This is a genomic window from Streptomyces sp. NPDC029674 (assembly GCF_044903205.1).
In the GTDB taxonomy this organism is placed as follows: Bacteria; Actinomycetota; Actinomycetes; order Streptomycetales; family Streptomycetaceae; genus Streptomyces.
In genome coordinates, this window is record NZ_JBJDPY010000005.1 from 256,604 (window position 1) to 278,069 (window position 21,466).

Below are 21,466 nucleotides of genomic sequence, written 5' to 3' on the forward strand. Positions count from 1 at the left end.
GCACGGACCGGACTGCTGTGGGCCGACGGGTGGCATCGGCACGGAGCGCGGCTGCCGGTCCGCGGACCGAGTCGTCCTGGGGCGTTGCTCTCGCCCGGTCACCGGGGGTGGAGCGTCCTTCGTCTCGTATTACGAGGGGACGGCCGGGTCGGTTCACCCGGAAGGTGCACCTCAGCCCGCGGACTCCAGGACTTCGTAGACATGCCTGAGATAGCTGTGCGTGCGATCCGAGCCGAGGAGCCCGTCGCCCACCCGGTTCATCGTGTACGAGAACGTGACGCGCCGGTCGAGGTCCATCATCACGATCGAACCGCCCCGGCCGACCCAGAAGCAGATCCTCCCTGTGGGCATGTGCGGCATCGTCCTCGGATCGGCGAGCGCGTAGCCCATGCCCCAGCGGACGGGGACGCCCAGGAACAGGTCGACTCCGTCGGCCTGGACGTCGAACACCTTGTCCACCGTCTCCGCGGAGAGCAGCCGGCGGCCGTTGACCTGGCCGCGCCGTGAGATGACGGAGAGCGCTCGGGCCATACCTCGTGCGTTGCCGTGGCCGTTGACGGCTCCGAGTTCGGCGGAGCGCCACCGCGGGGTGTCGACGTGCTCGTCACGTGCGGGGCTGCCGAACAGCGTCTTGGTGAAGATCCCGTCGGGATCGAGGCCGGTGGGTATACCGGAGAGCTGCGAGGGCGCCACCAGGTCGGCGATGCGCGGCCAGTCGGCTTCGCGCGCACCGATCTGGACATCGGCTCGTGCCGGCTTGGCGATCTCGGTGTCGACGAACTCCCTCAAGGTACGGCCGCTGACCCGCCGGACGAGCTCTCCCACCAGCTGTCCTTGGGTCTGCACGTGGTAGCCCGAAGCGGAGCCCGGCTCCCACCAGGGTGCCTGCGCGGCCAGCCGGGCACTCGCGGTGGGCCAGTCGTACAGGTCTTCCACGGAGAAGGGCTGCTCCCAGCCGGAAAGTCCCGAGGTGTGGCCCAGGACGTGCCGCACCTCGATGTGTTCCTTTCCCCGGGCGGCGAACTCGGGCCAGTAGTGCGCGACCGGGCGGTGCGGATCCAGTGCGCCCCGGTCGACGAGGACGAGGGCCGCGAGACTGGTGAGGGTCTTCGTGGCCGACCACATGCTCACCAATGTGTCCCGGTGCCATGGAACGGTCCGCGCTTCGTCCGCGTGGCCACCCCACAGATCGACTTCCATGACCCCGTCCACATCGACGGCGATCGACGCCCCCAGCTCCTCGCCGGCTTCGAGGTGCGCTGTCAGCGCCGCTCGTACCGGTTCGAACCGGTCAGTGCACGTTCCCTCGACGACCATGTTCTTCTCCACTCCGGACGACAACCGTTCGCTCGCTCAACGGGCTGTACGTCACAGCGGTTCATGTATCGCCACAGGTCATGACATCTGTTTGCATGCCGCTCCCGAGTTGCATGCCGCTCCCGAGGGGGCCGAGGACGGAGGCCGTCCTGCTATCGTCCTGTCCGATATGCGGGGAGCGGACAACGGTGACAGCTGTGGGACAAGGTCTCGACTTCGGAGTGCTGGGTCCGCTGGAGGTACGGCGGGCGGGGGCGGTACTCGACCCAGGCCGGCGCAGGCAGCGGCTCCTGCTGATTCGCCTGCTGCTCGCCGACGGCCGGGCGGTCTCTCCGCAGACCCTGTTCGAGGAACTGTGGCCGCAGCAGCCGGGCCGGGCACCGAGCGCGGCGATGGGTTCCCTGCACGCCCACATCAGCAAGGTACGCGCGATCCTGGAACCCCAGCATCTGCGCCGCCAGGGCGCCTTCGAGATGCTGGTCACCGAACCCTTGGGCTATGCCCTGCGGGTGCCGCCCGAGAACCGTGACACCGTGCGCTTCGAGCGGTCCGTCGCCCAAGCACACCGGTTCATGGGCCAAGGCCGGCCCGAACGCGTCGTGGAAGAGGCCCAGAAGGCCCTGGACATGTGGCGCGGCACGGCGTTCGCCGACGCCGCGCACCACCTGTTCGCCGTCCAGGAGACAGCACGTCTGGAAGAACTGCGGCAGAGCACTCGCGAGATCCGCACCACCGGCCTGCTCCTGCAAGGCCGGATCACCGAAGCCCTGGCCGCGGCGGAGGAGATAACGGCGCAGCACCCGCTGCGGGAAACCGGCTGGGCCCTGCTCCTTCGAGCGCTGTATCTCGCCGGCCGGCACCCCGAAGCGCTGCAGCGCTACACCGACGTGCGCCGGCACCTGGCCGACGAGCTCGGCCTCGAACCGGGTCCGGCCCTACGCGCCCTGCACCAGGGCATCCTCCACCACGACCTGCCGCCCCTGCACCCGGCCGACCGGACGAACGACACGGTGACCCAGCGCGGCCGCCATCCGAGCGGGGCCACCACGACCGGGGCACCGGACGGGGGCGAGGCAACCTCGTCGACCGGCCCGGCCGCCGACCGGTCCGACGACGCGGGAGCCGAGTCCGACGCACGTCCTGCACCGGTCGCGGACGGCGGGAGAACAGCGTCCCTGACTCCGCCCTTGGCACGTCCGGCGCAACTGCCGCGCAGCCTGCCGGTGTTCGCAGGGCGGGCGGCCGAAGGCACGTGGCTGTCCGCCGTCATCGGTGCGACGGGCCGCCCCGGACCCACCACTGCCCCCGCTGTGGTCATCAGCGGTGCTCCCGGTGTCGGCAAGACAACCTTCGCCATGCACCACGCGCACCGCATCGCCTCCTCGTTCCCCGACGGGCAGCTCTTCGTCAACCTGTGCGGCTTCCACCCGCACGCACCCGCCGTCGAACCCGGCAGCGCCCTGCACGGCTTCCTCACCGCCCTGGGCGTCCCCGCCCCGCGCATCCCCGAAGACACCGCCGACCGGAGCACACTCTTCCGCAGTCTCCTCGCCGACCGGCGGATCCTCCTCGTCCTGGACAACGCCCGCGACGAGCAGCAGGTGCGCCCTCTGCTTCCCGCAGGAGCGGGCTGCCTCACCCTGATCACCAGCCGTAACCAACTTCCCGGCCTCATCACCACCGACGGTGCCAAGCCCCTCCGGCTCGCGCTGCCCTCACCGACCGAGGCGCACGAAGCCCTCGAACGGCGTCTGGGACCCGAACGGCTCGCCGCCGAGCCCACCGCCGCAGCCGACATCATCCGGCTGTGCGGACGGCTTCCCCTGGCCATGGCCGTGGTCGCGGCCCGTGCGGAACTCGACCCCTCACTCCCCCTCCACGCCATGGTCGACGACCTGCGACAGACCCACGGCGGACTCGAAGCATTCACCGGCTTCGACACCACCACCGACGTGCGCACCGTCTTCTCCTGGTCCTACCAGTCACTGGAGGAGCACGCCGCCCGGCTCTTCCGCCTGCTGGCCCTGCATCCCGGCCCACACATCACCGCACCCGCCGCAGCAAGCCTCGCCGGCCTTTCCGTCTCCCGGACCCGCCGCGCACTCGGCGAACTGCTCAGCTCCTGCCTCGTGGAACAACCGCTGCCCGGTCGCTACAGCCTGCACGACCTCCTCCGCGGCTACGCCACCGAGCTCGCTCATGCCCACGACACCGAACAGGGTCGCCACCATGCCACTCTCCGGGTCCTGGACCACTACGTGTTCACCGCCTGCGAGGCGAACCGGTTCCTCAAACAGGACACATCGCACGACCTCGAACTCGGAGCACCCCGCTCGGGCGTCACTCCGGAGGAACTCACCACGGTCGAGCAGGCGACCCGGTGGCTCACCGCCGAACACCACGTGCTGACGGGCCTGCTCCACACCGCCGTCAGCCAGCGGCTCGACCCGCACATCACCGGGCTCGCCTGGTCGCTCAAGGAATACCTCAACCGGCAGGAGTTCTGGCCCGAAGCCATCGCCGCGCTGACCCCCGCCCTCGAAGTGGCCCGACGCCGCAACGACCTCCTCGAAGAGGGCCGTTGTCTACGGCACCTGGGTGGCATCCACGGCTACCTCGGCCATCAGGAGCAAGCCCTGCACCAGCTGCAACAGGCGACAGCGATCTTCGAAGAGCTCGACGACATCGGTGAACAGGCGCGAGCCCACTACGTCACGGCCTGTGCGCTGTTCCTGTTCGGACGGACGGCGGACGCGGTGGCGGCCTCCGAGCGGGGGCTGGAACTCTCCCGGGAGACAGGCGAAGAGTTGTGGCTGGCCGAGTGCCTCCTCGAACTCGCCTGGTTCCATTCCAACTTGGGCAACCTCGAGAAGAGCCTCCTGTACAGCGAGGAGGGCATCGCCTTGTTCCACCGCCTCGACGCGCCCTGGCAGCTCGCCCAGGGGTGGGACATCCTGGGCCACAACCTTCGCCTGCTCGGCCGTTACGAGGACTCGGTGGCCACTTACCAGCGGGCGTCGAGGGCGTTCCGGGAACTGGGAGACCACAGGAACGCCATCGGCACACGGATGAGGCTCGGCGACACCCGGCTGGCCATGGGCGACCGGGAAGGCGCACGGACGGACTGGGTCGACGCCCTCGATGACGCGGAAGCGCGGGCGATGGCACACAGCGCTCAGCAGGTCCGTGACCGGCTCACCGCCCTCGACATGGATGAGGACCCCGCGCCCACCGTGCCGGAGAGGGCGGTCGGGAAGCACAAGCTCCCTGTTCCGAGGAGTGAGGGTCAGTAAGGTCCCCGCGCCATGGTCACACCCCCAGGATCCCCTGCTTCTCCAGCGCTTTGCGCAACGCCCGCACGGCGTAGAAGGCGCGGCTCTTGACGGTGCCCGCCGGTATGCCGAGGTGCTCGGCCGCTTGGGCAACGCTGCACTCCAGGTAGTACATGAGCCAGATGACGGTTCGCTGCTGCTCGTTCAGCTGCCCCAGGGCCTGCGACACCACATGGGAGTCGATCGTGGATGCCGTGTTGTCGCTGGACAGGTCCAGCTCCTCGACTGACATGTGCTCCAACGGCCGCACCTGACGCGCCCGGTGATGGTCGATCGCGAGATTCCTGGTCACGGTGAACAACCACGGTCTGAGGCGTTCGTTGCGGCTGCCCAGGAAACGGGCGTGCTTCCAGGCTCGGGCCGCGGTCTCCTGGAAGACGTCCTCCCCCTTGTGCCAGTCACCGTCCAGCAAGCGCGCGGCGTACCGGACGAGCAGAGGGCCGTACTGGTCGTAGATGTCTCTGATGAAGGCGTCACAGTCGGCGTCGGATGTGAGGTTCCGGTCTTGCGACCAAGTCGGAGCGGAGGCAGTGGTCCGCGTTTCCATGATCCCGTTCATGCGTGGTGCTCGTTCCTGTCCAAGTGTTCCGTGGCGTGCTCAGCCGCATGCGCGGACGAACGGCTCACACGCTCGCCGGAAGCACTTGGCAAGACCTTGTCGCTTTCTTGCCGTTCCGTGGGGGCCGGAGTGTTGCTCCGGCCCCTGGAAACCCGTGCCCTGCCTCGGCGCCAAGCCGGAAGAGATTCAGTGGGTGTGTGGGGTGACCAGCGGCTTTGTCTCGTCAACGACGTAGGTGGACAGCATCATGGTTGTCACCCTCCCGATATTGCGGGCGTTGTGAATGGTCTCGGAGGGGATGAAGAAGGGGTCGCCCGTGCGGAGCCGCAGGGTGGTCCCGTCGTCGAACTCCATCGACACATCGCCGCGGACGATGTATCCGACCTCCACTCCCGGGTGGCTGTGGCGGCCCGATTCCCTGCGCCGAGGTATCTCGACGAGGGTCTGCACCGTCTTCCAGCCCTTGGCGGGCGAGGGGTTCTCTTGGAGCAAGGTGCGCGTTACGCCGTCGGTCGGGTCGTGAACGAACGAGTGATGACCACTGGACGGCGTGGAAGATGCCTCAGCGGTCGAGGCAGAAGCGACGGCGCCGAGCGCGCCGGCTGCCGCCACGCCACTGGTCCGCAGAAGAGAGCGACGATCCAACATGATGAACTCCCTGATCGACAGGCGGAATTGCCTTTCCCTCCTGTGAACGCCCGTGACAGCGGGGCGGTTCACCCTGCAGCGCTGGGAGTACTCAGACGCGCCCGGGCCACCACGCCGTGTCGCCGATGTCGCGCGGCGGGGGCGCGCGCGGCGAACGGGCCGCCCATATGACCTGCGTCACACGCCACGAGGGGCGGGGCCCTCGCAGAGGCTCATGGGGCCACAGTGTTCGGAGTCGAGGAAACGAGGTGGGCCCGTGGTGGCACGTCGTACGGTGGTCAAGGCGGCGGGCGGCGGCGCCCTCGCGGGTGGTCTCACGGTGTCCGGCGCGGGCGCCTCCCGGGCCGCCGCCCGGGGTGACGTGCTGCTGGTGGTGGAGAAGAGCAGCCACGCGGTCAGCTTCTACGACGTCACGTCGGGCCGGCGCCTGGAGACCGTCCAACTGCCCGACTACCCCCACGAGATGGTCGTCGACTCGCGGCGGCGCTTCGCCTACGTCGGGCACTACGGCGTCCGCATGGCCTCCACCGTCGGCGAGGGCGGCGCCGCCGTCTTCGTGGTCGGCCTCGCCGAGCGGGCCCTGTCCCGGACCATCGACATCCGCCCCTACAACCGCGTCCACGGCATGGGCATCGACAACCGGGACCGGCTGTACGCACTCAGCGAGGAGAAGGCGGTGCTGCTCGGTTTCGACGACCCGGCCACCGACCGGGCGCCCACCAGGGCGGTGCCGACGCACGGGGTGAAGACCCACCTCTTCTCCCTCACCCGCGACGGTGAACGGGCCTATGTCACCGGCCTGTTGTCGCACACGGTGAGCTTGGTCAGGCCGTACGACGCTTCCGTACCCCCGGTCCTCGTGACCCCGGGACAGCTGCCGGAGAGCAGTTGCCTGAGCACGGACGAGAAGACGCTGTTCGTCGGCGCCCGCAGGAGTTCCGCTCTGGTCGCCGTCGACGCGCGCACCATGAAGGTGCGGCGGAGCCGGAAGGTGGGCGGCGATCCGCTGCGGGTCTACACCCTCGACGAGGACCGGCTGCTCGTGACGGACATCGTCGGCAACACCCTCACGGTGTGCACCACCGCCGACCTGCGGCCCCTGCGCACCCTGCGGCTCGACGGAATCCCGGCCGCCGTCTCGTTCCATCCCGATGAGGCGGTGGCGTACGTGTCCCTGCTCGACAGCGACCGGATCGCCGTCGTCGACCTCGACCGCCTGACCGTCACCGGCGGCTTCGCCACCCGGTCGGAGCCGGACGTCTCGGTACTGCTGCCCGCCACTCGGGTGCTTCGGTAGTGGGCTTCTTGGTATTTGTGGAGGGAGCCCGCAAAAAGTGGGGGAAATACCCCTACCTATTTTGATGCGGTTCCGAATTGGTCGTACGCCCCTGAAAAGCGCGCATTCCCGCACTGTACATCGATAGGCAGGAGAACATTCCTCGGGAGCCGCATGCAAGGATCCCAGCACGAGACGGGGCGAAATATGCCTAGGTGAGACATATGGGCGCCACTTAATTGCCGCGAAAGGGGGGCGCACGCTCGCACTCACACCCCATCACCCTTCGCACCCCACGCGAGCCCCCCGGGCGCCCCCTGTCCGCCTCCCTATCCGGAGCAAGCGTTGTGATGTTGCCCTTTTCGTACTTAGGTGGGTACTGCGGATTTGGCCGCCCTCGACAACCGGGGCGGGCACTTTGATTGAATTCGCCGCACATATTTCTCTGTGCGTATCACCCTCAAAAAGGGAGAATGATTATGACGTACGAGCGCCCCACCCTCACCAAGGTCGGCAGCTTCCGCAAAGTGACCGGGATCAAGGATCGCGGGCCAAAGGACATCCTCGGCGGCAAGCAGCTCCTCTGATCCATACGTGTGCGCCGGCCTTTGTCCAGGCCGGTTGTCGGGTGGTGGCGTCCAGCCGCCACCCGATCCCCTGCTCCGGGCATCACCTCACCGCCGACCGAAGGCCGTTGCTCATGGATGCGCTCCTCTCCCTCCAGGCCGCACCCGCCTGGTTCATCGCGTTGCCCGACACCGCCGCGGCCACGCCCCTCGCCACCAGGGCGCATCCCTACGCTTCCCGGAGCCTCTTGCATGCCTCCGGACGACCCTGGCTGCTGGGCCGCTGGGACGAGCGGACGGCCGTCGTGGGTCGGTGCGGCGGCACACGCGTCGCCGTGATCGGGGAGCACACTGTCACCGAGCAGGAGCTGGAACAGGACGCCGCGGCGATCGGCTCCGCCTCGCCGGCGGCCCTGGACCGCGCCGCACGCCGGCCCGGCAGCTTCCATCTGGTGGCCAGTGGCGGCGGCCGAGTGCGGGTGCGAGGTGGCGTCGTGAACCTGCGGCGCGTATTCCACACCGAAACCGCGACGTTCGGCCACGGCCCCGTCAGCGTGGCTTCCGACCGGGCCGACGTACTCGCCGAACTGATCGACGCCGACCTCGACGAACGCCGGATCGCCCTCGAACTGCTCACCTCGAGCGTGCCGTACCCGCTGTCGGAGCCCCCGTTGTGGCGGGGCGTGCGGGCCGTACCCGCGGGCCACTGCCTGACCCTCGAGGCCGACGGCCGGGCCGCCACCAGGCAGTGGTGGTCGCCGCCCGACCCCGTCGTCCCCCTCGCCGAGGGGGCAGCGCGCCTGCGTGAGGTGCTCACCGAAGCGGTCGGGGTACGCACCCGCGGGCGTGAGCTGGTGACGGCGGATCTGGGCGGCCTGGACTCCACCGCCCTGTGCTGTACGGCAGCCCACAGCGGCGCCAAGGTCGTCGCGTACACCGCCGCGTTGCACGACGAGTCCGGCGACGACGTGTACTGGGCCCGGCGCACCGTCAAGGAACTCGAAGCCATCGAGCACCACGTCGTACCGGCTCAGGACACGGCCATGACCTTCGACGGGATCGACACCCTCCACGACGTCCTGGACACGCCCAGCATCATCACCGTCGACCGCAACCGCCGGATGGGCATCGTGGAAATGGCCGCGGCCCGCGGCTCCGGCCTGCACATGACCGGACTGGGCGGCGACGAACTCCTCGCCGGCACGCCCGCCCGGCTGCATGCCCTGCTACTGACCCATCCCTCGACCGCACTGCGCAACATCCGCGGATACGCCGCCAAGTACCGGTGGACCCGGCGTGCCACGCTGCGCCAGCTTCTGGACCGGCGCTCCTACCGGAGCTGGCTCGGACGCGTGGCCCGCGACCTGACCAGGCCGCCCCCCGGCGCGGACACACCGCTGCTCGACTGGGCCGTACCACCCCGGATGGCGCCCTGGGCCACGCCCGACGCCATCGCGGCCGCCCGCGAACTCATACGCGCCGGCCTGTCCGGCATCGAGCCCCGGGGCAGGGGGCACGGCGAGCACCGGGAGCTGGTCGCGATGGACGGCATCTCCCAGTGGACCCGGCACATCGGCCAGATGGCGGCGCCCCTGGGCGTCACCGTCGCCGCCCCCTACTACGACACTCGCGTCATCGAGACCTGCCTCGCCGTGCGGCCACAGGAGCGGATCACCCCCTGGCGGTACAAACCCCTGATCGTCGAAGCCACGCGCGGCGTCGTGCCGGAGACCAGCCGGACACGCAGCACCAAGGCGAACGCCACGTTCGAGGAGGAGGCCGGCCTGCGCAGGCATCGCCGGCGGCTGCTGGCACTGTGTGACGACTCGCGGCTGGCCCGGCTCGGCCTGATCGACGAAGGCGTCCTGCGCGCATGGTGCCGCCGCTCTCTCGCCGCGGAGACGGAGAGCTACCTGCTGCACCCGACGATCGCCTGCGAAGTCTGGCTGCGCTCCCGCGAGATGGCACCACCGCCCCATGGGAACGCCGCCCCCACCCAGCCCATCGCCGACCGAGAGAGGTGACCCCGGTGCACGCCTTGAGGCCCGGCGTCCTGATGACCGAGACCGAATACGGCATGGCGCTGCTCGATCAGAAGAGCGCCGAATACTGGACCCTCAACCCGACGGCGGCCCTCGTCCTGCGCACCCTGCTGGACGGTCGTGCCCACGGCGCGGAACGGGCCGTCGAGGCGCTCACCACGCAGTACGACGACGTCGACGCCGACGAAGCGGTCAAGGACGTCGACGCCATCGTCTGCGAGCTGCGCTCCGCGGGGCTCCTCACCACATAGCGCCCGCATCTGCCGGACACAGGCCGACGGAAGAGGCACGCATGACGACCCCGGAAGCTCTCCCCTACGATCCGCGTTCCGTGCCGGTGGCACGCCGTTTCACCGCCCGGGTGGCCGTGGGCTGCGCCCATGTACTGGCCACCTTGCCGCCGGGACGCATCCGCACCATCCTGGCCGGACTCCGTCGCGGCGCCCGGCCCGCCACCCTCCCCGAGGCGGAGAAGGCCCGGGAGACGGTACTCGCCGTGAGCCTGGCCGCCGGCGGACAGAAGGGATGCCTTGCGAGGTCCCTGGCCACCGTGCTGCTCTGCCGGTGGTACGGCCAGTGGCCCACCTGGTGCGTGGGCGTGCGCAGCCGACCGCCGTTCGCCGCCCACGCCTGGGTGGAAGCCGAGGGTGTCCTCGTCGGCGAAGACGCCTCGCCCACGTACTTCCAGCGCTTCTTCACCGTGGAGTGAGCCGATGACCACGGCCCCCGGCATCGAGGACCCCCGGCCCTCCACCGGCCCCGCCGACGGCTCCGACGCGCTCGACGAGAACACGGGTCCCGGCCGCACCTGGGAGGCCCAGCGAGCGCTCATGACCCATCTGCGCCCACAGCGCCGGCGCATGGCCGCAGGTGTCCTGCTGGGGCTTGTCGGCAGTGTCATGGGCCTGGCCCAGCCCTTGGCGGCCAAGCGTGTGGTGGACGGCATGAGTCAGGGACAGCAGGCCGCCGGCCCCGTCGTCGTGCTCAGCCTGCTGGTGGTCGTCGGCGCGGTGCTGGCGGGGCTGGGCCACTACGTGTTGCAGTGGTCGGCCGAGTCCATGATCTGTGCCGCCCGCTGTCGGCTGACCGAGCGGCTGCTGCGCCTGCGGGTGCCCGTGGTGGAGCGCACCGAACCGGGCGACCTGATCGCCCGCGTCACCTCCGATACGACGCTGCTGCGCCAGACCGCACCCCAGGCGGTGTCCGCCGCCGTCACCGGCACACTGGTCACCGCCGCGACCGTCGTCATCATGGGGTTCCTCGACGCCGTGCTGCTCTGCGTCACTCTCGGCGTGATCGCGTTCGTCGGCGTCATCGTCGCGGTCGTGGCTCCGCGCATCGGCCGCGCCACCCGGCAGGTGCAGGACGCGGTGGGCCACATCGGGGGCGCCCTGGAGCGCGTCCTGGGGGCCTTCCGCACGGTCAAGGCCTCGGGCGCCGAGCACTGGGAGGCCCAAGCGCTGCGCCGTGCTGCCGAACACGCCCGCCGCAGAGGCATGCGGGCCGCGGTGTGGGAGGCGGTGTCGGCCACAGCGTCGGCGGTGGTCGTTCAGGTGTGCTTCCTCGTCGTGCTCGGGGTGGGAGGGGCCCGGGTCGCTTCCGGCACGATCAGCGTCTCCACCCTGGTCGCCTTCCTGTTGTACCTCTTCGCCCTCGCTCCCCGCATCGGCCAACTCGTCGAAGGTGTCTGCCAGTTCCAGGTCGGATCCGCCGCCGCCGTCCGCATCGAGCAGGTTGAGACGCTCGAGGCCGAACAGCTGGAAGATGAGCACGCAGCCGTGCGCGCACGGGAACCGGTGGCGCGGGGCGGCTCACCCGGCACGGCCGCCGAAGGCTGCCGGTCGCCACTCGACGTGACGTTCCGGCAAGTCCGTTTCTCCTACCGGCCCGGACTGCCCAGGGTGCACCACGAGGTTTCCTTCACCGTGCCCGACCGCGGGCTGACGGCCATCGTGGGCCCGTCCGGCGCGGGCAAGACCACCGTCTTCTCTCTCATCGAGCGCTTCTACGAACCTGATGCCGGGTGCATCCTCCTGGGCGGCAAGGACACACGGCAGTGGTCCCTGAGCCGGCTCCGCGCATCCATCGGCTACGTCGAGCAGGACACCCCCGTCCTCGCCGGCACACTGCGGGACAACCTGACGCTCGGCACCACCGACCCTTCCGGCGAAGAACTCGCCCAGGTGCTGCGCATGGCGCGCCTTGACACCTTGACGGACCGTCTCCCCCACGGGCTGGACACCCACGTCGGCCACCGCGGCAGCCGCCTCTCCGGGGGCGAGCGGCAGCGGGTGGCGATCGCCCGCGCTCTGCTGCGCCGCCCCGGACTGCTTCTGATGGACGAAGTCACCTCGCAGCTCGACGCGGCCAACGAGGCGGCATTGCGCGACACGATCATTGATGCCGCACGCAGCACCACCGTCCTGGTCATCGCCCACCGGCTCTCCACCGTCATCACGGCCGACCGGATCATCGTCATGGAGGCGGGACGCGTACGGGCGATCGGCACGCACGGCGAACTCATGGAACATGACGCTCTCTACGCCGAGCTGGCGCACACGCAGCTTCTCGACCACTGATGCCGCAAGGGGCGGCGTCCGTTGCGGACGCCGCCCCTTGCGTGACTGACTGGGAGTTACTTGACGTTGACGCCGGTCCAGGCGGCGGCCACGCGCTTGTACTCGGTGGAGTTCGAGCCGTACAGGTCCTTCGCGGCCTTCAGCGTGCCCTTACGGGCCGCCTTGTAGTTGGTGGTCGAAGTGAAGTACGTCGTCAGGGCCTTGTACCAGATCTTCTCGGCCTTGGCGCGGCCGATGCCGAGCACCTTGGTGCCGTCGGCGGTCGGCGAGTTGTAGTTGACGCCGTTGATCCGCTTCTTGCCGCTGCCCTCGGACAGCAGGTAGAAGAAGTGGTTGGCGATGCCGGAGGAGTAGTGGACGTCGACGTTGCCGGCGTTGGCGCTCCACTTGTCCAGGGAGCCGCCGTCCTTGCTCGGCTTGTCCATGTAACGCAGCGGGGAGCCGTCGCCGTTGATGTCGATCTTCTCGCCGATGAGGTAGTCACCGACGTCCTTGGGGTTCTTGGCCTTGAACTCCACGGCGGTCGCGAAGATGTCCGAGGTGGCCTCGTTGAGGCCGCCGGACTCGCCGCTGTACTCCATGTTGCCGGTGGCGGAGGTGACGCCGTGCGTCATCTCGTGGGCCGCGACGTCGATGGAGGTGAGGGGCTTCTTGTTGCCCTCGCCGTCGCCGTACGTCATGCAGAAGCAGCTGTCGTCCCAGAAGGCGTTGACGTAGCCGTTGCCGAAGTGGACCCGGGAGGTCGCGCCCTTGCCGTCGCCGTTGATGCCCTTGCGGCCGTGGACCGACTTGTAGTAGTCCCAGGTGAGCTGGGCACCGTAGGCGGCGTCGACGGCGGCGGTCTGCGCGCTCGAGGGCTTGCCGTTGCCCCAGACGTCGTTGGAGTCCTTGAAGAGCTTGCCCGCGCCGCTCTCCGCGTGCTTCAGGTCGAAGGTGCGGTGGCCGCCGCGGGCCTTGTCGGTCAGCTCGTAGCCGCTCGCGACCTTCTTGGAGCCGACCGTGACCTTGCCGCTGTACTGGCTGTTGCCGGTGCCGTTCTCGATGTCCTGGTACTGGTACAGCTTCTTGCCGGTCGCGGCGTCCGTGATGACGTGGAGCCTGCTGGGCGTGCCGTCCTTCTGCACGCCGGTGACGACGGTTTCGTACGCGAGGACGGGCTTGCCGGAGGCGGCCCAGATCACCTTGCGGGGCGACTGCGCGTCGGCCTCGGCGGTCTTCGCCTTGGCGGCGGTCGACTCGGCGGACTTCGCGACCGAGGACTTGTCCTGCTTCGCGTCGGTGGAGGCGACCTTCACGGTGGCCTCGGTCGCCTTGGTGACGCCCTTCAGCTCGCCGCTCTTGGCGGTGTGCACGACGAGGTCGCCGCCGAGGACGGGCAGGCCGTCGTAGGTGCGCTCGTAACGGGTGTGGGTCGTGCCGTCGGCGTCCTTGACGACGTCGCGGACGACCAGCTTCTCCTTGGCACCCAGGCCGATCTTGTCGGCGGTCGCCGATCTGTCGGCACTCGCGTCCTGGAGGAGATCCGCGCGGGCCGACGCCGAGAGGGCGACGGGAGCGCCGGACGGCTCGGTGTCGTCGCCCGGCTGGGCGGAGGCGCCGGTGGTCAGTCCGGCGGCGAGCAGCGCTCCGGCGGCGACGGCGGTGGCGATCGCGAGCGTCGAACGCTTACGGGATATGTGAGAGGTCACGCAGGCTCCATCTGTGGGGGCCCGGGAGGCATGGAGGGCCGCCCGGAGCAGAAAAAGACGCGACGCGGGCGTGCAGCGTGGTGCTGTACGTGCAGCGTGTTGCGGGGAAGCGTGCCATTCGAGCCAGGTACATGTCAGCATTTTGGCTGGATGTTGGCCGGATATGGTCCGTTGAGCGATGGTCGACGTACGTAATGCGAACAAGTCGGGGACGCGCAGGGGCTCCGACAACGCACGCGCCGCTGCGGGGCGTTGGCCGGCCCGAAGCTTCGGATTCCGGTGAGCGGCAGTGTGCCGAGGCGGGCCATGCGTCCCCAGCAGTAAGCGCGAGTTCCGGTCGACCGGCCCGAGCGTGCCGGGGCGGGCCGGGACAGCACGGTCGCTCGGCAATGGCGTGAATCCCCGCACGGTCGACATGCGGGGATTCGCCCACTGTGTACACGATGCATCTGTCGGCCGACCCGGGTCCGACGCCGAAGCATGAGAAGAGCGAGGAGACAGCCATGGCGGACATCAGCCCGATTGACCTGCAGAAGGCACTGAAAGGTGCCGACTACCCCGCGAACCGCGACGACCTGGTCTCGCTGGCCAGGGACAACGGCGCGGACGACACTCTCGTCGACAAGCTGTCCAGTGCCCCGGCGGACCAGTTCGACGGCCCGAACGACGTCCAGAAGGCAGTGTTCGGCAACTGACAGCGCGGCCGGCGCCGGCCCGCGCTCACTCCCTGCCCGCGGGCGGCCCCGCCCCCGGCGCCATCGGGTCCCGGGGTTGCGCGGGCGGCGGGCTCACGGAGCCCTCGCGGAGGCGTTCGAAGACGAGGTCGAAGGTGAAACCCGCCGTGAAGCCGAGCGGGATCGTGAAGAACAGCAGGCGGCGTACGTCGAGGTCGTCCAGGAGCGTGGGCACGCTCAACAGCTGTGAGGCGAAGTACAGCAGCACCGAGACCAGGCCCGCACCCAGTCCCCGTACCGTCGCCCTCCCCCACCGCGCGTCGCCCTCGAAAGAGTTGCGGATGATCGCCCCCGCCGCGGCGGCCGCGAGCGGGGAACCCACCAGGACCACCAGGTCCTGGACGCCGGCGGGGCGTGGGGGCCCGGCGGTGACCAGGCCGGTCACCGCCGCCACCAGGCACACGGCCGCCGCGGTCATGCCGCCCGCCGCGCGCCGGGCCGCCGTGTGCTGTTCACGCTCGGCCTCCGCCAGCCTTCGCAGCTTCCGCTCCCGCTGCCGTTCCAGGCAGGCGATGAGACGGGCGGCGGAGTCCGGGGACCAGTTGTCGCCCATGAGGCGGATGTCGGCGTCGTCCGCGTCGTTGCGCACGCGGTCGAAGTTGACCCACACCTGACCCGCCCCGCCGCCGAAGGTGGCCACGGCCACCAGCGGCAGCCGCTGCGACAGAGCGACGATGCCCGCCACCCGCGTGGACTGGCCGCCACCCATCAACAGGACCCCGTCGCTCACGAGGAGCGTGCGGTAGAAGGCCACTTCCCATTCGCCGCTGGTGTCCCGCAGGATCTCCACCCGTACGTGCGCCCTCGGCGACAAGCCGAAGTCCACGTCACGGTGGCGCGGCGGGTAGGCGGCGACCCGGCCGGGCGCTGCCTCGGTGCAGGCGTCGGCGTAGCCGCGTACGACATCGGTCTCGATGTACTCCGGGCTGCTGGAGAAGACCGCCACGTCGCAGCCGGCGCGGGCGAGTTCCGCGCCCAGCTGGCGGCAGGCCGCGGGCGCGAGATGGGCCGAAGAGAGGGGGTGGGCGAACGTTCGGCGCGGGTCCACACTGCCGATCACGGCGATGAGCGGGCGCGGCGCGTGCGACGGAGGAGGCATGCCCCAGTTTACCCGTGTGTGTACTGCCCGCCGGAAACGGGGATGGAACTGAACATGCCCGGCAGCAGCCGCATCCGCCAACAGGAGCGCATTCCCGCCTACTTCAGCCACAGCTACTGGGCGGAGGACCGGGAGCTGAACGAATACTTCTGGGACGTCTTCTGGGACGAGGGCTTCACCTTCGCCGTCGACCCGAAGACGAATCCGTTGTCCCCGACCCATCTTGAACTGCTGATGCAGCAGAGCGCCTGCCTGGTGGGCGTGGTGACCCACCGGGAGGATGAACGGCGCTACCGGACCTCGCCGTTCATGGTGCACGAGCACAACCTGGCTCTGCAGGCGAAGAAGCCCCGCCTGGTCTTCATGGAGAACGGCGTCTCGGCGGGCTTCTTCCCCGTGGCGGACGAGCAGCGCATCGTCTTCAACCGGCGTCGGCTTCCCGATCCGTCCGACCTCCGGCCCGCCATCCGCCGGCTGGCGGGACGCAGCGGTCCCGAGAGCCGGGCGGCCAAGGGGCTGCTCGGCACGGTCGGCCTCATCCTGCCGGACGACCCTGCCTACCGCGCCGCGGCGCCGCACATCCGGGAGTCGATCGCCCACGCGGGGTACGCGTCACGGGAGATCCCCCTGGACTTCCACGACGCGTTCGAATTCCTGCTCGCGGTCGACGCCTGTGACTTCGTCGTCCTCGACGTCGCCTCGCCGCACGCCGCCGACTGGGTCTTCCCGCTGCTGCACGGCCGGTTCGTGCCGACGCTCAAGCTGGTCCACGATCCGCCGGACAGGAGTTACCTGCCCCGTCCGTCACCGTTGCTGGGCGGTGCCGCCCTGCGCGCGGTCGAGCAGCCCGACCGCATCGCCGTGTACTGGAGCCATCCGCGGCAACTCGCCGAGCAGCTGGACGCGCTGGTGGACCGCCTCTACCGGCCACGCCTGGAGTTCGAGACACACGACGAAGGTGTCGGCTACTTCCGCAGCCTGGGGCGGGCCGAGGGCAGCGTCTTCCTCAGCAACGCGTTCGAGGACAACGCTCTGGCCCAGCAGGTCTGCCGCGCCTTCGAGTCGCACAACCTTCCCTACTTCCACTATCTGCGCCGCAACACCATCGAGCTCGGCGCGGACTGGCACAGCCAGTTGTCGGCGAGCGTGGCGGCGTGCCGTGTCTTCGTGCCCCTGATCAGCCGGCACTACTGGGAGAGCAAGTACTGCCGTGAGGAGTACCGCATCGCCGAACGCCTGCGCGCGGACCACCAGTTGTCGATCCTTCCCTACTTCCTGGAGGACGGGGTCGCCGGGCAGGTCAGCTTTCAGGGCCGGTCCGTGGACCTGCTCGACCGGGACGACCAGGTCGCCGTCATCAGCCAGGACGTGGACCGCGAGTTCGTCGCGCGCCGCAGGCTCCGGGAGCGTCTGGACGGCGCGCCCGGCGTAGCCCCGGGGCGCACCTCGGCCCGGCGGCACGCCGACATCGCCGTCATCAGCCTGCTGCCCGAGGCACAGCACGCGCTGCGGCGGCACGCGGAGAGCTCCGGGGCGCGCGTGGAGACCGTACGGGACGGCAGCGGCCGCACCTGGCTGCGCGTCGGCATCGAGGCGGTCGGCCGCAGCACCGCGTACGAAGTGGTGGCGGCCGAGCCCTGCGAAGGGCCCAACGGTGTGGAGCGCGCGCTGGCCGCCACGGTCGAGGAGTACCGGCCGGAGGCGGTGGTCTTCGTCGGGGTGTGCTGCGGCCTGGCGGCGAACCTCTCCCCCGGGGACGTGGTGATCTCCAGCCGGATCCACGGCTGCACCATCGAGGGCCCGGCCAGGACCTCTGTGCCCCGCACCGACCGCAGCCACCTGGCGCACGAAGGGATCATGGCCCTGGGAGAGAGCATGCACGTCAACCACGGCTCCTGGGCGGCACGGGTGTACGCACAGCCACCGACCGGACCTGCGGGGGAAGGCGAACCGGGCATCCTCGTGGGCGCCGTCGCCTCGGGTGACGCTCCCGTCGGCGGCACCGCCGATCCGGTGCTGCGCCCGCTGCTCACCGTGTGGCCCGAGCTGGCCGCGGTGGAGCTGGACGGCTCCGACGTCGCGGAGGTGGTCGCCCGGGTCCGCCGCGCCGGACGCACGCACGTGCCCGTCTCACTGGTGTGCGGGGTGGCGGGCACGGCCACCGCGGGGCTGCGGGCCGGCTCGCTCCGTCCGGAGCAGGACGAGCTGTGGAAGGCGTACGCCTCCGATGCCGCCGCCACCTTGCTCGTCGAGGCGATCCGGCTGGCGTGGCCGAGCCCGCCGAGGAGGGCCGGATGAGGTTCCGTGTCCGCAGGAGGCACCGTCACGGATCCGCCGGCTGGGTGCCCGATCCGCCGAAGACCGACGGTGTGGAGGTCCCCGAGAGCCTGCACGCACTGGTCGAGGTCCTCGCGGAGCACGCACACGACAACTGGGCACGGCAGCGGATGGCGGAGGGCTGGCGCCACGGCCGGCGGCGCAGCGACCGCAGACGCACGCATCCCCTGCTGGTCCCCTACGCGGACCTCACGTACGAGGAGCAGGAGACCGACCGCCTGCTGGCCCTGGAAACGGTGAGACTGATCCTGCTGTACGGCTATAGGTTCGGGGAACCTGACCCGGCCCGAATCGGAGAGTGACCTTGCGCAGCCTGACCTTCGTCATCGGGACGGGCCGCAGCGGCTCCACCGCGCTGTCCCGCATCCTCAACACCCATCCCGACGTGCTGAGCCTCAACGAGTACATGGCCTCGGTCGGGGACGCGGCCTTCCCCGACGGGCCGTTGTCGGGCGCGGAGTTCTGGGAGAGCCTCTTCCGGCCCACCCCGTACTTCGCGAGCATGATCCGCAGCGGGCTGCTGATGCCGGAATTCCTCTACACCCGCCGCCCGGGGCGGTACACGGCGCAGACCACGGGCATCCCCGCGCTCTCCCTCATGGTGCTGCCCCACCTCACCGACGATCCCGACGGTCTGCTCGACGAGATCCGTACGGCGGTCGTCGACTGGCCGGACCGGAGCGCCGCCGCGCACCACGAAGCGCTGTTCGAGCTGCTCGGCGCGCGGTTCGGGCGCACCGCTGTCGTGGAGCGCTCCGGTTATTCGACGGGTTGGGCGCCGAAGCTGCGCGCCGCCTTCCCGTACGCCAAGTTCGTGCACCTCTTCCGGGACGGGCCGGACTGCGCGCTTTCCATGAGCCGTCACTCCGGGTACCGCGTGATCACACTGATGCGTGAGATCAGGGAGCGGACGGGCGTCGACGATTTCGCCGACCTGACACCTCAGCACATTGATGCCCTGCCACCGAATCTGGCGGCGTTGCTCGGCGAGAGCTTCGACCCCGCGCTCGTACGGGACCGGGAATTCCCCCTGCGACGGTTCGGCGACCTGTGGTCCGAACTCGTCGTCCAGGGCGCGCGGTTCGTCGACGGTCTGCCGTCCGGGCAGCGCATGACGCTGGCCTACGAAGACCTCCTCGACGCTCCCCGGCAGGAACTGACCCGCCTCGCCGAGTTCGTCGGGGTCGCCCCTTCCCCGGCGTGGCTGGACGGCGCGTGTGCCCAGCTCCACGACGGCCGTCGCGGCTCCGCCGAGAAGCAGTTGACGGCCGCCGAACTCGACGACTTGAGGAAGAGCTGCGCTCCCGGTGCTCTCGCGCTGAGGGGGAAACCGGACTCGAAGCCGGACTGACGACGGCCTGTGGCCACCGCCCCGAGCGGGACGGCGGTGGCCACAGGGTTCCCGCGGGTGGTTACGGCAGTCGGACCGACTGGGCGTGCCGGAAGACGTTCTTCGGGTCCCAGGCCGCCTTCGCCTTCTGCAGGCGGGCGTAGTTGTCCTTGTAGTAGAGGCTGTTCCACGCGGTCGACGAGGTGTTCCAGGCGGCGTCGCCGAGGTCCTTGTCGGGGTAGTTCACGTAGCAGCCGTCGTTGATGTCGTTCGGCACCGGAACACCGCCGGTCTCCGCGTACACGTCCTTGTAGAAGTCGCGGATCCAGGCCAAGTGCTTGGCCTCGTCGGCCGGGTCGGTCCAGTAGGTCTGGTACTGGAGCTTGAGCACGGAGTCGCGCTGCGGCACGGCGGTGTCGCCCGGCTTGACGCTGTTGATGCGGCCACCGTACGAATCGACCTGGACCAGCGCGTCGCCGTTGCTGTAGTCGGTGCGCGTCAGGTGCTTGTACATCGCCTTGATCTGGGTGGCGGAGAAGCCCTTGCGCGCGTACGCCGACTTGTACTTGCCGTACAGCGTGGGGTTGCCGCCGCTGAGGTAGTCCGTGGCGATGTACCAGGGAAGTGTGCGCGGCTTGGCGAACTGGGGCATCGCCGCGTGTTCGCCCGACCGCTGGGTCATCGCCCGGCGGGTGACGCCCACGCCTGCGGAGACCGCGGCCAGGTAGTCGTCCAGGAGGGTCTGAGCGTTCGGGACGGTGGCGTCCATCTGCGTGAGCAGGACGATCTCGGACCGTTCGGGGTTGGCGCGCTGGTTCAGCTTCAGCAGGCCGAACAGGGAGTTGTACTTGGAGTCCGGGGCGCTGTTCTGCTCGTGCCAGGTGCCCCAGTTCTGCAGGAGCCGGGTGAAGGACGCCTCGGTCATGTCCTTCCAGGGGAAGGCCGTGGCGTGCACGAACACCTCGGACGGGGGCTTCGGCAGGAGCTTGGAGGGGTCGGTGCCGGTGGCGCCGGGCGTGCGCAGCCAGTAGCGGGTGATCAGGCCGAAGTTGCCGCCACCGCCGCCGGTGTGGGCCCACCACAGGTCCCTGAGTGCGGCGTCGGTGGAGTCGCGGGTCGCGACGACGGCTTTGGCCGTGCCGTTCTTGTCCACCGTGACGACCTCGACGCCGTAGAGGTGGTCGACGGTCAGGCCGTGCAGGCGGGAGAGCAGGCCGTAGCCGCCGCCGGATATGTGGCCGCCCGCGCCGACGGAGGCGCAGGAGCCCGCCGGGAGCGTGACGCCGTACAGCTTGTAGAGCGTCTCGTATATCTGGAGGTTGGAGGCGCCGCCCTCGACCGCGAAGGCGTTCTTGGCGCTGTCGTAGTAGACCTGCGTCATCCCGGACATGTCGATGACGACCTGGACGTCGCTGTTGAAGACGAAGTCCTCGTAGCAGTGGCCACCGCTGCGGACGGTCAGCCGCTTGCCGGCGGCGACCGCGTCCTGGACGGCCCGCACGGCCTGGGCGGTGGTGGTGACCAGGCGGACGTAGTCGGGCTTGGCGGCCCAGCGCTGGTTGATGCCGCGCACCAGGTCGGGGAAGCGGGCGTCACCCGGGGTGACGGTGACGTAGTCGGGCGTACCGACTGTGGCCTGCGGCCCGGTGGCGACGGCGGTCGCGGCCGCCGCGCCGGAACGTGCGGGGGCCTCGGCGGCCGCGGGCGGGGCGGTGGTCAGGGCCGCTCCGCCGGCGACCGCGGCGGCACCGGCGAGGAGGGATCTTCGGCCTAACGATCTGCCCTCATTCGCCGCACCTGACTCGCTTGTCTCATTTGTCCTTCTCATGGTCACACTCCACCAACGGGTCTGTCCGTAAAGGAAGTTGAAGACGCATCGAACGATGATCGATCATGAGACTAGCCCAGCGGGTCAGGGGTGACGCAATACCTCCAATGAGAAAACTGTCCGAAGTGCCG

The 21,466-nt window shown here is 69.7% G+C and carries 17 protein-coding genes; 11 read left to right on the plus strand and 6 right to left on the minus strand.

The window, feature by feature from the left end; all coding sequences use genetic code 11:
- Positions 1–171: 171 nt before the first annotated feature.
- The gene (locus ACI2L3_RS14605) at positions 172–1,317 is read right to left on the minus strand and encodes a serine hydrolase domain-containing protein (RefSeq protein ID WP_404752711.1); all 1,146 of its coding nucleotides are present in this window, start codon (positions 1,315–1,317) and stop codon (positions 172–174) included.
- 188 nt (positions 1,318–1,505) lie between these two features.
- Between ACI2L3_RS14605 and ACI2L3_RS14610 the strand changes: the two genes are divergently transcribed.
- Positions 1,506–4,610: an AfsR/SARP family transcriptional regulator gene (locus ACI2L3_RS14610; protein ID WP_404752712.1), complete on the plus strand. Its 3,105-nt coding sequence runs from the start codon at positions 1,506–1,508 to the stop codon at positions 4,608–4,610.
- Between the two features lie 16 nt (positions 4,611–4,626).
- Here the strand turns inward: ACI2L3_RS14610 and ACI2L3_RS14615 are convergent, their stop codons facing one another.
- Together ACI2L3_RS14615 and ACI2L3_RS14620 are read right to left on the minus strand one after the other, a co-directional pair.
- A complete protein-coding gene (locus tag ACI2L3_RS14615; protein ID WP_404752713.1) occupies positions 4,627–5,208 on the minus strand; it encodes a sigma-70 family RNA polymerase sigma factor in 582 nt (193 codons plus the stop codon).
- A 186-nt stretch (positions 5,209–5,394) separates the two neighbouring features.
- The gene (locus ACI2L3_RS14620) at positions 5,395–5,856 is read right to left on the minus strand and encodes a cupin domain-containing protein (RefSeq protein ID WP_404752714.1); all 462 of its coding nucleotides are present in this window, start codon (positions 5,854–5,856) and stop codon (positions 5,395–5,397) included.
- A 259-nt stretch (positions 5,857–6,115) separates the two neighbouring features.
- Here ACI2L3_RS14620 and ACI2L3_RS14625 point away from each other — a divergent pair, with 259 nt between their 5' ends.
- From ACI2L3_RS14625 to ACI2L3_RS14650, 6 genes are all read left to right on the plus strand, one after another.
- Complete coding sequence (locus tag ACI2L3_RS14625) at positions 6,116–7,153, plus strand: YncE family protein (RefSeq protein WP_404752715.1); 1,038 nt, start codon at positions 6,116–6,118, stop codon at positions 7,151–7,153.
- 458 nt (positions 7,154–7,611) lie between these two features.
- On the plus strand, positions 7,612–7,719 hold the full coding sequence (locus tag ACI2L3_RS14630) for a keywimysin-related RiPP (protein ID WP_404752716.1): 108 nt from the start codon (positions 7,612–7,614) through the stop codon (positions 7,717–7,719).
- 113 nt (positions 7,720–7,832) lie between these two features.
- On the plus strand, positions 7,833–9,722 hold the full coding sequence (locus ACI2L3_RS14635) for a lasso peptide isopeptide bond-forming cyclase (RefSeq protein ID WP_404752717.1): 1,890 nt from the start codon (positions 7,833–7,835) through the stop codon (positions 9,720–9,722).
- Positions 9,723–9,727: 5 nt separating this feature from the next.
- Positions 9,728–9,991: a lasso peptide biosynthesis PqqD family chaperone gene (locus ACI2L3_RS14640; protein ID WP_404752718.1), complete on the plus strand. Its 264-nt coding sequence runs from the start codon at positions 9,728–9,730 to the stop codon at positions 9,989–9,991.
- A 41-nt stretch (positions 9,992–10,032) separates the two neighbouring features.
- Positions 10,033–10,449, plus strand: a complete 417-nt coding sequence (locus ACI2L3_RS14645) for a lasso peptide biosynthesis B2 protein (RefSeq protein ID WP_404752719.1) — start codon at positions 10,033–10,035, stop codon at positions 10,447–10,449.
- A gap of 4 nt (positions 10,450–10,453) precedes the next feature.
- Positions 10,454–12,319 (plus strand): ABC transporter ATP-binding protein, encoded by a 1,866-nt coding sequence (locus ACI2L3_RS14650; protein ID WP_404752720.1) that lies wholly within the window; start codon positions 10,454–10,456, stop codon positions 12,317–12,319.
- 56 nt (positions 12,320–12,375) lie between these two features.
- On the opposite strand, the gene ACI2L3_RS14655 is transcribed toward ACI2L3_RS14650, so the two are convergent.
- Positions 12,376–14,007: a M4 family metallopeptidase gene (locus ACI2L3_RS14655; protein WP_404752721.1), complete on the minus strand. Its 1,632-nt coding sequence runs from the start codon at positions 14,005–14,007 to the stop codon at positions 12,376–12,378.
- Between the two features lie 503 nt (positions 14,008–14,510).
- Between ACI2L3_RS14655 and ACI2L3_RS14660 the strand changes: the two genes are divergently transcribed.
- The gene (locus ACI2L3_RS14660) at positions 14,511–14,702 is read left to right on the plus strand and encodes a DUF2795 domain-containing protein (RefSeq protein WP_404752722.1); all 192 of its coding nucleotides are present in this window, start codon (positions 14,511–14,513) and stop codon (positions 14,700–14,702) included.
- A gap of 25 nt (positions 14,703–14,727) precedes the next feature.
- Here the strand turns inward: ACI2L3_RS14660 and ACI2L3_RS14665 are convergent, their stop codons facing one another.
- A complete protein-coding gene (locus ACI2L3_RS14665) occupies positions 14,728–15,840 on the minus strand; it encodes a hypothetical protein (protein WP_404752723.1) in 1,113 nt (370 codons plus the stop codon).
- Positions 15,841–15,894: 54 nt separating this feature from the next.
- Between ACI2L3_RS14665 and ACI2L3_RS14670 the strand changes: the two genes are divergently transcribed.
- From ACI2L3_RS14670 to ACI2L3_RS14680, 3 genes are read left to right on the plus strand one after another with little or no spacing between them, the layout of a single operon-like run.
- Positions 15,895–18,138: a TIR domain-containing protein gene (locus ACI2L3_RS14670; RefSeq protein ID WP_404752724.1), complete on the plus strand. Its 2,244-nt coding sequence runs from the start codon at positions 15,895–15,897 to the stop codon at positions 18,136–18,138.
- Entirely contained in the window at positions 18,135–18,479 is a 345-nt protein-coding gene (locus ACI2L3_RS14675) for a RyR domain-containing protein (protein ID WP_404752725.1), read from the plus strand. The genes ACI2L3_RS14670 and ACI2L3_RS14675 overlap by 4 nt, the downstream gene beginning before the upstream one ends.
- Positions 18,476–19,528 carry a sulfotransferase gene (locus ACI2L3_RS14680; RefSeq protein ID WP_404752726.1) on the plus strand — a complete coding sequence of 351 codons (1,053 nt, stop codon included), beginning with the start codon at positions 18,476–18,478 and terminating at the stop codon, positions 19,526–19,528. Before ACI2L3_RS14675 ends, ACI2L3_RS14680 begins: the two co-directional genes overlap by 4 nt.
- 61 nt (positions 19,529–19,589) lie before the next feature.
- Here the strand turns inward: ACI2L3_RS14680 and ACI2L3_RS14685 are convergent, their stop codons facing one another.
- Positions 19,590–21,335, minus strand: a complete 1,746-nt coding sequence (locus ACI2L3_RS14685) for an FAD-binding oxidoreductase (RefSeq protein ID WP_404752727.1) — start codon at positions 21,333–21,335, stop codon at positions 19,590–19,592.
- Positions 21,336–21,466: the final 131 nt, after the last annotated feature.